Origin of the sequence: Serratia sp. CY29653 (genome assembly GCF_052169255.1) — a bacterium.
In the GTDB taxonomy this organism is placed as follows: domain Bacteria; phylum Pseudomonadota; class Gammaproteobacteria; order Enterobacterales; family Enterobacteriaceae; genus Serratia; species Serratia sarumanii.
In genome coordinates, this window is the sequence record NZ_JBJNLC010000001.1 from 1,376,541 (window position 1) to 1,388,943 (window position 12,403).

At 61.3% G+C, this 12,403-nt stretch carries 10 protein-coding genes; 8 read left to right on the forward strand and 2 right to left on the reverse strand.

What is annotated here, in order from left to right:
* Positions 1–117: 117 nt before the first annotated feature.
* Genes rsxA through rsxC form a run of 3 tightly spaced genes read left to right on the forward strand, consistent with a single transcriptional unit; the run spans position 118 to position 3,693 of the window.
* The gene (rsxA, locus tag ACJ8HN_RS06565) at positions 118–699 is read left to right on the forward strand and encodes an electron transport complex subunit RsxA (protein ID WP_004938443.1); all 582 of its coding nucleotides are present in this window, start codon (positions 118–120) and stop codon (positions 697–699) included.
* Positions 699–1,271 carry an electron transport complex subunit RsxB gene (gene rsxB / locus ACJ8HN_RS06570; protein WP_004938428.1) on the forward strand — a complete coding sequence of 191 codons (573 nt, stop codon included), beginning with the start codon at positions 699–701 and terminating at the stop codon, positions 1,269–1,271. The genes rsxA and rsxB overlap by 1 nt, the downstream gene beginning before the upstream one ends.
* Positions 1,264–3,693: an electron transport complex subunit RsxC gene (gene rsxC / locus ACJ8HN_RS06575; RefSeq protein WP_442523198.1), complete on the forward strand. Its 2,430-nt coding sequence runs from the start codon at positions 1,264–1,266 to the stop codon at positions 3,691–3,693. Before rsxB ends, rsxC begins: the two co-directional genes overlap by 8 nt.
* Before the next feature lie 32 nt (positions 3,694–3,725).
* Here rsxC and ACJ8HN_RS06580 read toward each other — a convergent pair whose 3' ends face one another.
* Complete coding sequence (locus tag ACJ8HN_RS06580; RefSeq protein ID WP_039566349.1) at positions 3,726–4,619, reverse strand: helix-turn-helix domain-containing protein; 894 nt, start codon at positions 4,617–4,619, stop codon at positions 3,726–3,728.
* A gap of 365 nt (positions 4,620–4,984) precedes the next feature.
* Between ACJ8HN_RS06580 and rsxD the strand changes: the two genes are divergently transcribed.
* The 5 genes from rsxD (at position 4,985) to dtpA (ending at position 10,164) form a co-directional block, all read left to right on the forward strand.
* A complete protein-coding gene (gene rsxD / locus ACJ8HN_RS06585; RefSeq protein ID WP_049197119.1) occupies positions 4,985–6,070 on the forward strand; it encodes an electron transport complex subunit RsxD in 1,086 nt (361 codons plus the stop codon).
* Between the two features lie 9 nt (positions 6,071–6,079).
* On the forward strand, positions 6,080–6,709 hold the full coding sequence (gene rsxG / locus ACJ8HN_RS06590; RefSeq protein ID WP_033654762.1) for an electron transport complex subunit RsxG: 630 nt from the start codon (positions 6,080–6,082) through the stop codon (positions 6,707–6,709).
* Positions 6,706–7,404, forward strand: a complete 699-nt coding sequence (locus ACJ8HN_RS06595) for an electron transport complex subunit E (protein ID WP_033638408.1) — start codon at positions 6,706–6,708, stop codon at positions 7,402–7,404. Before rsxG ends, ACJ8HN_RS06595 begins: the two co-directional genes overlap by 4 nt.
* The gene (gene nth / locus ACJ8HN_RS06600) at positions 7,404–8,045 is read left to right on the forward strand and encodes an endonuclease III (RefSeq protein WP_019455952.1); all 642 of its coding nucleotides are present in this window, start codon (positions 7,404–7,406) and stop codon (positions 8,043–8,045) included. The genes ACJ8HN_RS06595 and nth overlap by 1 nt, the downstream gene beginning before the upstream one ends.
* 604 nt (positions 8,046–8,649) lie before the next feature.
* A complete protein-coding gene (gene dtpA, locus ACJ8HN_RS06605; RefSeq protein WP_033638407.1) occupies positions 8,650–10,164 on the forward strand; it encodes a dipeptide/tripeptide permease DtpA in 1,515 nt (504 codons plus the stop codon).
* Positions 10,165–10,241: 77 nt separating this feature from the next.
* Here the strand turns inward: dtpA and ACJ8HN_RS06610 are convergent, their stop codons facing one another.
* A complete protein-coding gene (locus tag ACJ8HN_RS06610) occupies positions 10,242–12,335 on the reverse strand; it encodes a prolyl oligopeptidase family serine peptidase (RefSeq protein ID WP_442523199.1) in 2,094 nt (697 codons plus the stop codon).
* Positions 12,336–12,403 lie beyond the last annotated feature (68 nt).

Consider the following 12,403-nt stretch of genomic DNA (forward strand, 5'->3'; position numbering starts at 1 on the left):
TTATCGGGTGTTTTGTGTAAATTTTCGCCAAAAAAGGCAATACCCCTGCGATTCATATGTTGTCGTCCGGCCGCCGATTCCCGATAATAGGCGGCTTTTATTTTTTTAGGCATCGCAATGACCGAATACCTGCTCCTGTTTGTCGGCACCGTACTGGTGAACAACTTCGTTCTGGTGAAGTTTCTTGGCCTGTGCCCGTTCCTCGGCGTTTCCAAGAAGCTGGAAAGCGCCATCGGCATGGGAATGGCCACCACCTTCGTCATGACGCTGGCCTCCGTCAGCGCCTGGGTGATCAACACCTTTATTCTGGTTCCGCTGGATCTGGTGTATCTGCGCACGCTCTCCTTCATTCTGGTGATCGCCGTCGTCGTGCAGTTCACCGAGATGGTGGTGCGCAAGACCAGCCCGGCGCTCTACCGCCTGCTGGGCATCTTCCTGCCGCTGATCACCACCAACTGCGCGGTGCTTGGCGTAGCGTTGCTTAACGTTAACCTCGGCTATAACTTCCTGCAGTCCGCCGTGTACGGCTTCAGCGCCGCCGCCGGTTTCTCGCTGGTCATGGTGCTGTTTGCCGCCATTCGCGAACGTCTGGCGGTCGCCGACGTGCCGGCGCCGTTCCGCGGCTCCTCGATCGCACTGATCACCGCCGGGCTGATGTCGCTGGCCTTTATGGGCTTTACCGGGCTGGTGAAATTCTAATGACTGCGTTGTGGATAGCTATCGCGGCTTTAAGCGCGCTCGGGCTGCTGTTCGGACTGGTGCTGGGCTACGCCGCGCGCCGTTTTGAGGTGGAGGAGGATCCGGTCGCCGAGCAGGTCGACGCGATCCTGCCGCAGAGCCAGTGCGGCCAGTGCGGCTACCCCGGTTGCCGCCCCTACGCCGAGGCGGTGGCCAACGGCGAGATGATCAACAAATGCGCGCCGGGTGGCGAACAGGTGATGTTGAAACTGGCGGAGCTGCTCAACGTCGAGCCGCAGCCGCTGGGCAGCGAAGCCGCCGCCGAACCGGAGCGTAAAGTGGCCTATATCGACGAGGCCAACTGCATCGGCTGCACCAAGTGCATTCAGGCCTGCCCGGTGGACGCCATCGTCGGCGCCACCCGCGCCATGCACACCGTCATCACCGACCTCTGCACCGGCTGCGACCTGTGCGTCGCCCCTTGCCCTACCGACTGTATTGAAATGAGACCGGTCGCCACCACCACCGCCAACTGGAAGTGGGACATGAAGACGATCCCGGTGCAAGTGATCCACGTGGAGCAACATGCTTAATCTGTTCGCCGCCTTTAAAAAAGACCGGATCTGGGATTTCAACGGCGGGATCCATCCGCCGGAAATGAAAACGCAGTCCAGCGGTGCGCCGCTGCGTGTCGCTCCCCTGCCCAAGACCTTTATCATTCCGCTGCAGCAGCATCTGGGGCCGGAAGGCGAGCTGTGCGTCAATGCCGGCGATCGGGTGTTGAAAGGCCAGCCGCTGACCGTCGGCCGCGGCCGCACCGTGCCGGTTCACGCCCCCACGTCGGGCACCGTCAGCGCCATCACGCCGCACATCACCGCGCACCCTTCCGGGCTGACGGAGCTGTGCGTGATTATCGAGGCGGACGGCGAAGACCGCTGGTGCGAGCGCGCTCCGGTGGCTGACTACCGCCAGGCGCCCGCCGCGGATCTGATTCAACGTATTCATCAGGCCGGCATCGCCGGTCTGGGCGGCGCCGGTTTCCCAACCGCCAGCAAGCTGCTGGGCGGCATGAGCGGCGTGGAAACGCTGATCCTCAACGCCGCCGAGTGCGAGCCTTACATCACCGCCGACGATCGCCTGATGCAGGAACATGCCGATCAGATCGTTGAAGGCACGCAGATCCTGCAACATATTCTGCAACCCAAGGTCACGCTGATCGGCATCGAAGACAACAAACCGGAGGCGATCGCGGCGCTGAAGCAGGCGTTGCGCGGCCAGTCCGGCATTGCGCTGCGCGTTATCCCCACCAAATACCCGTCCGGCGGCGCCAAACAGCTGACCAAGATCCTGACCGGCAAGGAAGTGCCGCACGGCAAGCACTCCTCTGCCATCGGCGTATTGATGCAAAACGTCGGCACCGCCTTCGCCATCAAGCGAGCGATCGTCGACGGTGAACCGCTGATTGAGCGCGTAGTGACCCTGACCGGCGACGCGATCGAGCGCCCGGGCAACCTGTGGGCGCGCATCGGCACGCCGGTGCAGCACCTGCTTGACTTCGCCGGTTTCCGCCCGCAGGCGCAGCAGATGGTGGTCATGGGCGGCCCGCTGATGGGCTTCACCCTGCCTGCGCTGAACGTGCCGATCGTCAAGATCAGCAACTGCATTCTGGCGCCGACGGTCGATGAAATGACACCGCAGGAGCCGGAGCAGTCCTGCATCCGCTGCGGCCTGTGCGTAGACGCTTGCCCTGCCGGGCTGCTGCCGCAGCAGCTGTACTGGTTCAGCCGTGGGCAGGAGCACGACAAGGCGCGCAACCATAACCTGTTCGACTGCATTGAATGCGGCGCCTGCGCGTTCGTCTGCCCCAGCAACATCCCGCTGGTGCAGTACTACCGTCAGGAAAAGGCCGAGATCAAGGCTATCGATCTGGAAGCGGCGCGCGCCGCCGAGGCCAAGGCGCGTTACGAAGCCAAGCTGGCCCGCCTGGAGCGCGAGAAGCTGGCGCGCGAAGAGCGGCACAAAAAAGCCGCCGTCAAACTGACCGACGACGATCAGGGTGCGGTGCAGGCCGCGCTGGCGCGCGTGCGCAGCAAGAATGCCGAAGCGGCGGTCACGCCGGTCGACGGCCAGCAGCCGGATAACAGCGAAATGATCGCCGCCCGCGAAGCGCGTAAAGCGCAGGCGCGTGAACGCCGCGCCCAGTTGGCGGCCGAGGCGGAAAAAGAGGCGCCACCGGCGGCCTCCGGCGACGACGCGCGCAAAGCCGCCGTGGCCGCGGCGCTGGCCCGCGTGAAAGCGCGCAAGGAAGCGCCGGCCGCAGACAGCACTGCTCCGGCAGCAGCAGAGAACGATCCACGTAAGGCGGCGGTCGCTGCCGCCCTGGCGCGCGTCAAAGCCAAAAAGGCAGAGCAGCAGGCGGATGCCCCTGCACCGGCGGAAACGACGCCGACAACCGCCGAGGAAGACCCGCGCAAGGCCGCGGTGGCGGCGGCTATCGCCCGCGCCAAAGCCAAAAAGGCAGAGCAGCAGGCGGACGCCCCTGCACCGGCGGAAACGACGCCGACAACCGCCGAGGAAGACCCGCGTAAAGCAGCGGTGGCGGCGGCCATCGCCCGCGCCAAAGCCAAAAAGGCAGAGCAGCAGGCGGACGCCCCTGCACCGGCGGAAACGGTGCCGGCAACCGCCGAGGAAGATCCGCGCAAGGCCGCGGTCGCTGCCGCTCTGGCGCGTGTCAAAGCCAAGAAAGCGGCGCAGCAGACGGATGCCCCTGCAGCGGCGGAAACGGCGGCGGCAGCCACCGAGGAAGATCCGCGCAAGGCCGCGGTCGCGGCGGCACTGGCGCGTGTCAAAGCCAAGAAAGCGGCTCAGCAGGCGGATGCCCCTGCAGCGGCGGAAACGGCGGCGGCAGTCACCGAGGAAGATCCGCGCAAGGCGGCGGTCGCGGCGGCTATCGCCCGCGCCAAAGCCAAAAAAGCCGCCAGGGAATCGCTGGCGGCGGAAACGGAAGACAAATGATGACAGCGGCGCCTGGCTGACGCCGGCGCCGTTTAATCGATAGAGATCAGGTAGGTGTAATCCACATCAATCTGGCGCAGTTTGGATTCCGGATTCCACTCTTTGGTTTGAATGATCTCCATTTCCATACTGCCGCGCACTTCATCCTTCAGCCCCGGCATTACATGCGACATCAGGTAGCCGAAAAACTGCAAACACTCTTTCGCCGAACCCTTATGGTTGATGGAGATAAACTCGCGGCTCGGCAGATGGAAAGTGTCGATTTGATAGTTGGAAAGAATATCCTTTTTGTGTTCAGGATCGACCGCCATCACCAGCGTGGATGAGAGCTCGTCGCCCTCCCCGGCATGAGGGGAGTAGATGCTGTAAATCCGCCGACAGTCGACGTGCAGCCCCTTGAAGAAGTCGTTGAAAATCTCGTCCTTCATCGCCATGCAGGAAGAGTACTCCAGCTCCTGTTCGGAGGCGAAATCCAGCCGGCGCGTGAAACCGACCAACTGCATCTCGGGCAGCGTCAGCCGCTTCACTTCCGGGTAATAACCGGCGCCGTAGCTGGCATCGAAGTTAAAGCGCGGCATCAGGTTTTTCACGTCCCAGTGCGTCATCGATCGGTAGCGATTGGGCGTGGTGCCGAAGCGCTGCTTGAACATGCGGGTAAAGGTCTGCTGAGAGTCGAAGCCCAGCTCATCGGAAATGTCGATGATGGAGCGACGAGTAATGCGCAGCGCCACCGCGGCGCGCGTCAGGATGCGCGAACGGATGTAGGTGGCGAGTTGAATGCCGGTAATACGCTTGAATTTACGCTGCAGATGCCACTTGGAATAGCCCGAAATACGCGCGACTTCATCCAGGTTTGGCCGTTTCTCCAGATGTATCTCCACCCACTCAATTAGCTCTTCAATAAAAAAAATGTCTTCATTTGTCATTATTATGGGTTCACTGACTCAATAATGTTCGCGATAGTAACCTACACGGATTATGTGAAAGTTGTTATTTTGTGCGGAAATCTGGAGAAAAATGATATCTCATTCAGACGCTTACCCCATTTTTCGCGGTCGATGGCGGCACAAGTTCCACTGACAATTCCTCACGTTAGCCCATTTTCCGGCGAAAAAAAAATCAAATCGCGCCGTCCCGATCGCCAGATGTGCGGAAAGCTGAATACCCCTATTATTAAGGCGTATTACCCTCGCATCGAATCAGGTAGAATGCTCGGCTATCATTTTTGCCGCGCCTTCAGAACGGCGCATCGAAACTGCCGCAGGCGCGGCGCAGAAGGTATCGTTACTCTATGAAGTTCAGGCCGGTATCACCCACAGCCGCCAAAGGCTTACACATCGCCAGCTCGCCTTTCACCCACAACCAGCAAAGCACCAGCCGCATCATGCTGTGGGTGATGTTGGCGTGCATTCCCGGCATCGCGGCGCAGATTTGGTTCTTCGGCTACGGCGTATTGATTCAGGTGGCGCTGGCGGCGATCGTCGCGCTGGCCGCAGAAGGCGCGATCCTCAGGCTGCGCAAGCTGCCGGTGCGCAGCCGGCTGGCGGATAACTCCGCCCTGCTGACCGCGCTGCTGCTCGGCATCAGCCTGCCGCCGCTGGCCCCGTGGTGGATGATCGTTATCGGTACCTTCTTCGCCATCGTCATCGCCAAGCAGCTGTACGGCGGCCTCGGGCAGAACCCGTTCAACCCGGCGATGGTCGGTTACGTGGTGCTGCTGATCTCCTTCCCGGTACAGATGACCAGCTGGCTGCCGCCGGATGAGCTGCGCGCCACCGCGCTGTCGCTCCACGACACGCTGCTGGCCATTTTCAGCGGCCATACCTCGCAAGGCGCGACGCTGCACGAACTGCAGATGGGCGTGGACGGCATCAGCCAGGCCACGCCGCTCGACGGCTTCAAAACCGGCCTGCGCAGCGGCCACAGCGTGGAACAGGTGTTACAGCAGCCGCTGTTCGGCGGCGCGCTGGCCGGCATCGGCTGGCAATGGGTCAACCTCGGCTTCCTGGCCGGCGGCCTGTTTATGCTGGCGCGCCGCCTAATCCATTGGCAAATCCCTTTCAGCATGTTGGCCGCCATCGCCTTCTGCTCCGGCCTTGCCTGGTGGATCGATCCGGCGCATCAGGCTTCGCCGCTGATCCACCTGTTCTCCGGCGCCAGCATGCTGGGCGCGTTCTTTATCGCCACCGATCCGGTCAGCGCCTCCACCACGCCGAAGGGCCGCCTGATCTACGGCGCGCTGATCGGCATGCTGGTCTGGCTGATCCGCGTCTATGGCGGCTACCCCGACGGCGTGGCTTTCGCCGTGCTGCTCGCCAACATCACCGTCCCGTTAATCGACCACTACACGCAGCCGCGCGTGTACGGCCATCGCTGAGGAGCCGCCATGCTGAATTCCATGAGAAAGCACGGCACCACGCTGGCGGTGTTCGCGGCGGTCACCACCGGCCTGACCGCCGTGGTCTATACCTTGACGAAAGGCACCATCGCCCATCAGGCGGCGCTGCAGCAAAAAGCGTTGCTCGATCAGGTGGTGCCGCCGGAAAACTACGACAACATTATGCAGAACGAATGCCTCCTGGTCAGCGATCCGGCGCTGGGCGACGGCGCGCCGCACCGCTTGTACCTGGCGCGCAAAAACGGGCAACCGACCGCCGCCGCGCTGGAAACCACCGCGCCGGACGGCTACTCCGGCGCCATCAAGCTGCTGGTCGGCGCCGATTTCAACGGCACGGTGCTCGGCACCCGCGTGATTGAACACCACGAAACCCCGGGGCTGGGGGACAAAATCGAACTGCGCATTTCCGACTGGATTTCCTTCTTCAGCGGCAAGAAAATCGAAGGCCCGGACGATAAGCGCTGGGCGGTGAAGAAAGACGGCGGTATGTTCGATCAGTTCACCGGCGCTACCATCACCCCGCGTGCGGTGGTCAATGCAGTGCGCCGCACGGCGTTGTATATGGAAACGCTGCCGCCTAAACTTGAAAGCTTACCTGCGTGTGGAGCCGCCGAATGAGTGAAGCCAAAGAATTGATCGTCCAGGGGTTGTGGAAGAACAACTCCGCCCTGGTGCAGCTGCTGGGCATGTGCCCGCTGCTGGCGGTGACCTCCACCGTCACCAACGCGCTCGGCCTGGGGTTGGCCACCACCCTGGTTTTGGTCTTGACCAACGCCTCGATTTCCGCGGTGCGCCGCTGGGTGCCGAGCGAAGTGCGTATTCCGATCTACGTGATGATCATCGCCGCGGTGGTGAGCATCGTGCAGATGCTGATCAACGCCTATGCCTTCGGTTTGTATCAGTCGCTCGGGATCTTTATTCCGTTGATCGTGACCAACTGCATCGTGGTCGGCCGTGCCGAAGCGGTGGCGGCGCGAAAACCGGTCGGCCTCTCGGCGCTGGACGGTCTGGCGATCGGCCTCGGCGCCACCGGCGTGATGGTGACGCTGGGCTCGATGCGAGAACTGTTGGGCAACGGCACGCTGTTCGATGGCGCCGACCAGCTGCTGGGCGGCTGGGCCAAGTCGCTGCGCATCGAAGTGGTGCATTTCGACAGCCCCTTCCTGCTGGCCATGTTGCCGCCGGGCGCCTTTATCGGCCTGGGGTTGCTGCTGGCGGTCAAGTATCTGATCGACGAAAAAATGAAGGCGCGCAAAGCCCGCGCCGTGGCGGTGGAACCGCTGCTGGAACAAGGACGTGCTGAGAAGGCCTGATGAACAAGCAGAAGCGACTGGAAATTCTGACCCGGCTGCGCGACAACAACCCGCACCCGACCACCGAGCTGGTGTACACCACGCCGTTTGAACTGCTGATCGCGGTATTGCTGTCCGCGCAGGCCACCGACGTCAGCGTCAACAAGGCGACCGCCAAGCTTTATCCGGTCGCCAACACCCCCGCCGCCATGCTGGCGCTGGGGGTTGATGGCGTCAAGGAGTACATCAAGACCATTGGTCTGTTCAACAGCAAGGCCGAAAACGTGATCAAAACCTGCCGCATGCTGCTGGAGCTGCACGGCGGCGAAGTGCCGGAAGATCGCGCCGCGCTGGAAGCGCTGCCGGGCGTCGGCCGCAAGACCGCCAACGTGGTGCTCAATACCGCCTTCGGCTGGGCGACCATCGCCGTGGACACCCACATCTTCCGGGTGTGCAACCGCACTCACTTCGCGCCAGGCAAGAACGTCGATCAGGTGGAAGAGAAGCTGTTGAAGGTGGTGCCCGCCGAATTCAAGGTCGATTGCCACCACTGGCTGATCCTGCACGGCCGCTATACCTGCATCGCGCGCAAACCGCGCTGTGGCTCCTGCATTATCGAAGACCTGTGCGAGTATAAAGAAAAGGTTTATCCGGAATCCTGAGTCTATTGGGTGCGGCAAACCGCACCTGTCGCCACCTCTCCCCCCGCCAGCGCCTCTTTTTTATCGGAAATGTGATATCGCGCAGCAGTAACCCCGGCAATTTCGAGGTTTTCAGTGAAAAACTCAGTGCCGTGTTATTTTCAAGCGAAAAATTAGTCGAAAATTGCGGTGAACGTCACGCTTTCAGGATCACAAGGCGTTCACAAATGCCAGTACCGTTTTCCCAAATTTCTATAATTTTACAAAACGCGCCATGTACACAACATTCCAACGGATTAATAACCTCACCTACACTGATGCGCTAAAAAATAGCAATTCAGCAGAATATATCCCTGTTTAAAATTCGTATAGCTTTTAATCAAAACAAAAAATCGGTAAACCATTAAAACCCGAAAGTTAATACTGCATAACATTTGCAACATCGCGGCATAATCCTGTGGGCGTTAAATGTAACCGAATATGACAAACTGCTTGCCTCGTTGACAAAGATAGTGAACATTAACCGCCGTCCCCATCCTATAACAACGCAAAAGGATGCCGTTCCGCATCAACTTTTGTACTTTCCCGTCCTCCAAAGACGGGCTGCGAAAAAACAGAGGTACCAGTGTCAACAGCAAACAACCAACATCCGGAGAGCGTTAGCCTTAACGCGTTCAAACAACCGAAAGCGTTCTATCTGATCTTCTCGATCGAACTGTGGGAGCGTTTCGGCTACTACGGCCTGCAGGGCATCATGGCGGTTTATCTGGTCAAGATGCTCGGCATGAGCGAAGCCGACTCCATCACCCTGTTCTCTTCCTTCAGCGCCCTGGTATACGGTTTCGTCGCCATCGGCGGCTGGCTGGGCGACAAAGTGCTGGGCGCCAAACGCGTGATCGTGCTCGGCGCGCTGGTGCTGGCCGCCGGTTACGCCATGGTGGCTTACTCCGGCCACGACATCTTCTGGGTCTACATGGGCATGGCGACCATCGCCGTGGGCAGCGGTCTGTTCAAGGCCAACCCGTCCTCCCTGTTGTCCACCTGCTATGAGAAAGACGATCCGCGTCTCGACGGTGCCTTCACCATGTATTACATGTCGGTGAACATCGGTTCCTTCTTCTCTATGCTGGCCACTCCGTGGCTGGCGGCGAAATACGGCTGGAGCGTGGCGTTCTCGCTGAGCGTGGTCGGCATGCTGATCACCCTGGTCAACTTTATGATGTGCCGCAAGTGGGTGAAGGAAAACGGTTCCAAGCCTGACTTCAAGCCGCTGCATCTGCCGAAACTGCTGATGGTGCTGGTCGGCATCGTGGCGTTGATCGCCGTGTCCAGCTGGCTGCTGCACAACCAGGTGATCGCGCGCTGGGCGCTGGCCCTGGTTTCCGCCGGCATCGTTCTGGTGTTCGCCAAGGAAACCTTCGCCCTGCACGGCGCCGCTCGCCGCAAGATGATCGTCGCCTTCCTGCTGATGCTGGAAGCGGTGGTGTTCTTCGTGCTGTACAGCCAGATGCCAACCTCGCTGAACTTCTTCGCCATCCACAACGTGGAACACAGCATCTTCGGCGTCGCCTTCGAGCCGGAGCAGTATCAGGCGTTGAACCCGTTCTGGATCATGCTCGCCAGCCCGATTCTGGCCGCGCTGTATAACAAAATGGGCGATCGCCTGCCGATGCCGCACAAGTTCGCTTTCGGCATGATCCTCTGCTCCTGCGCCTTCCTGGTGCTGCCGTGGGGCGCCAGCTTCGCCAACGAACAGGGCATCGTGTCGGTCAACTGGCTGATCCTGAGCTACGCGCTGCAGAGCATCGGCGAGCTGATGATTTCCGGCCTGGGCCTGGCGATGGTGGCGCAGCTGGTGCCGCAGCGTCTGATGGGCTTCATCATGGGCTCCTGGTTCCTGACTACCGCCGCCGCCGCGCTGATCGCCGGTAAGGTTGCCGGTCTGACCGCCGTCCCGAGCGACATCAACGACGCGCACGCTTCGCTGGCCATCTACAGCCATGTGTTTATGCAGATCGGTATCGTCACCGCCGTCATCGCTATCCTGATGATGCTGACCGCGCCGAAGTTGTACCGCATGACGCTGGACACCACCGAAGACGCCAATCAGAAAGCGCAGGAAGCCACCGCGGCTCGCTGATCGTCGGCAGATTGAGACGTAAATAAAAACACCGGAGTTAACGCCCCGGTGTTTTTTTATGCCTGCAAGAAAAAGGCTTACGCTGACTTGGGTTTGCCGCTCAGGTTGGCCCACATGAACTCGCTCACCAATGCGCTGTGGAACGCCGCCTGTTGCTTGTCGGCGGCGGCGCTGTGCCCGCCTTCGGTATTCTCGTAGAAATAAGCCTGCTGATACCCCATCGCCTGCATGCGCGCCGCCATTTTACGGGCGTGAGCCGGGTTGACCCGATCGTCGCTGGTGGCGGTATAGAACAGCACCGGCGGATAGGCCGTCTGCGCCTGAATGTTGTGGTACGGCGAGAAGGTCTTGATGTAGGCCCACTGCTCCGGCTTGCTCGGGTCACCGTATTCGGCGATCCACGACGCGCCGGCGGAAAGCTGGGTATAACGCTGCATGTCCAGCAGCGGCACTTCGCAGACGATGCAGCCGAACAGCTGCGGATACTGCGTCAGCATATTGCCCACCAACAGGCCGCCGTTGCTGCCGCCGCGCGCGCCCAGATGCGGCGCCGAGGTCACCTTGCGTGCGATGAGATCTTCGGCCACGGCGGCGAAATCCTCGTAGGCGCGATGGCGATTCTGCTTGAGCGCCGCCTGGTGCCAGGCCGGGCCGTATTCGCCGCCGCCGCGGATGTTGGCCACCACGTACACCCCGCCGCGCTCCAGCCAGGCCGGCGCCTTGCCGCCGAGATAGCCCGGCAGCAGCGGCACTTCAAACCCGCCGTAGCCATACAGCAGCGTCGGCGTGCTGCCGTCCGATTTGAGATCTTTGGCGGCAATCTGGAAGTACGGCACGCGGGTGCCATCCTTGGAGCGCGCAAAATGCTGGCTCACCCGGTAGCCTGACGCGTCAAAATCCTGCGGCGCCTGTTTCAGCAGCGTCGCCTCACCGCCGTCGAGATTGCCCATGTACAGCGAGGTCGGCTGCAGGAACCCGCTGACGGTCAGGAAATAGGCGTTGCTCTCTTCGTCGATGCCGCCGGCGGAAATGGTGCTGATGGCGCCGGGGTTGCCCAGCGGGCGACGTTGCCAACTGCCGCCCTTCGGCGTCAGCACTTCCAGCCGGTTGACCACGTTATCCATGATGCTGAGGATCAGGTGATCGCGGGTGCCGCTGTAGCCGCTCAGGGCCTGCTCCGCCGTTGGGGTAAACAGCGGCTGCAGCTCACGCTTGCCCGCCAGATAGTCATCGAAGTTGGCCGCCAGCAGCGCGCCGGACGGATAGCGCTTGCCGCCCACCTCCCAGTCGCTGCTCGGTTTAATCAGCAGCCATTCACGGTGCGTATCCAGCTCGGCGTCGGCCGGGATGTCGATTTTGATCTGCCGGCCGTCCTGAGCCAGCAAGAAGTAGTCGCGGCGATAGAAATCCAGGCTGCGGCCGACGAAATCGCGCTCAAAGCCCGGCGTGCGATCGTGATAGGCGAAGACCGCCATGTCCTCGGGCTGCGCTTCGTACAGCGTTTCGGCGGCGCTCAGCGGCGTGCCGCGCCGCCAGCGTTTGGCGATGCGCGCGTAGCCGGACTGGGTCATCGATCCGGGGCCGAAATCGGTGGCGATGAACAGCGTGTCCCGATCGACCCAGGAGACCCGGCTTTTCGCCACCGGCACGTTGAAGCCGTCCTTGACGAAGCGTTTGGCCACCAGATCGAATTCGCGGATTTCGGTGGCGTCGCCGCCGTCCGGCGACAGCTGCATCAGGCAATAGCGGTATTCCGGCGCCAGCGGCTGCGAGCCCTGATAAACCCAATCCTTGCCCTCCGCCTTGCCCAACGCATCGATATCCAGCACCGTTTCCCAGGCCGGTTTGGCCTTGCGGTACTCGTCCAGCGTGGTGCGCCGCAGCAGGCCGCGCGGGTTGGCCTGGTCCTGCCAGAAGTTGTAATAGTACTCGCCGCGCTTGCTCACCCACGGGATCTGGGTGTCTTTATTGAGGATATCCAGCACCTCGCGCTCAATGCGCTGAAAGTCTTCGCCCTGGCCGAAACGCGCCACGGTGCGCTGATTTTCCTGCTGCACCCATTGCAGCGCTTTTTTACCCTGCAGCTCCTCCAGCCACAGGAATTCATCGCCGGCGGCCGCGCCGCCTTCCGCCGCCATCGCCAGGCGGATACTGTTGGGTAATGAAGTCATCGCGAATACGGCTCCTGCGGTTTGCGCACTGAGTTTAATAAACTGACGTCGATTGGTGACCGGCAAAA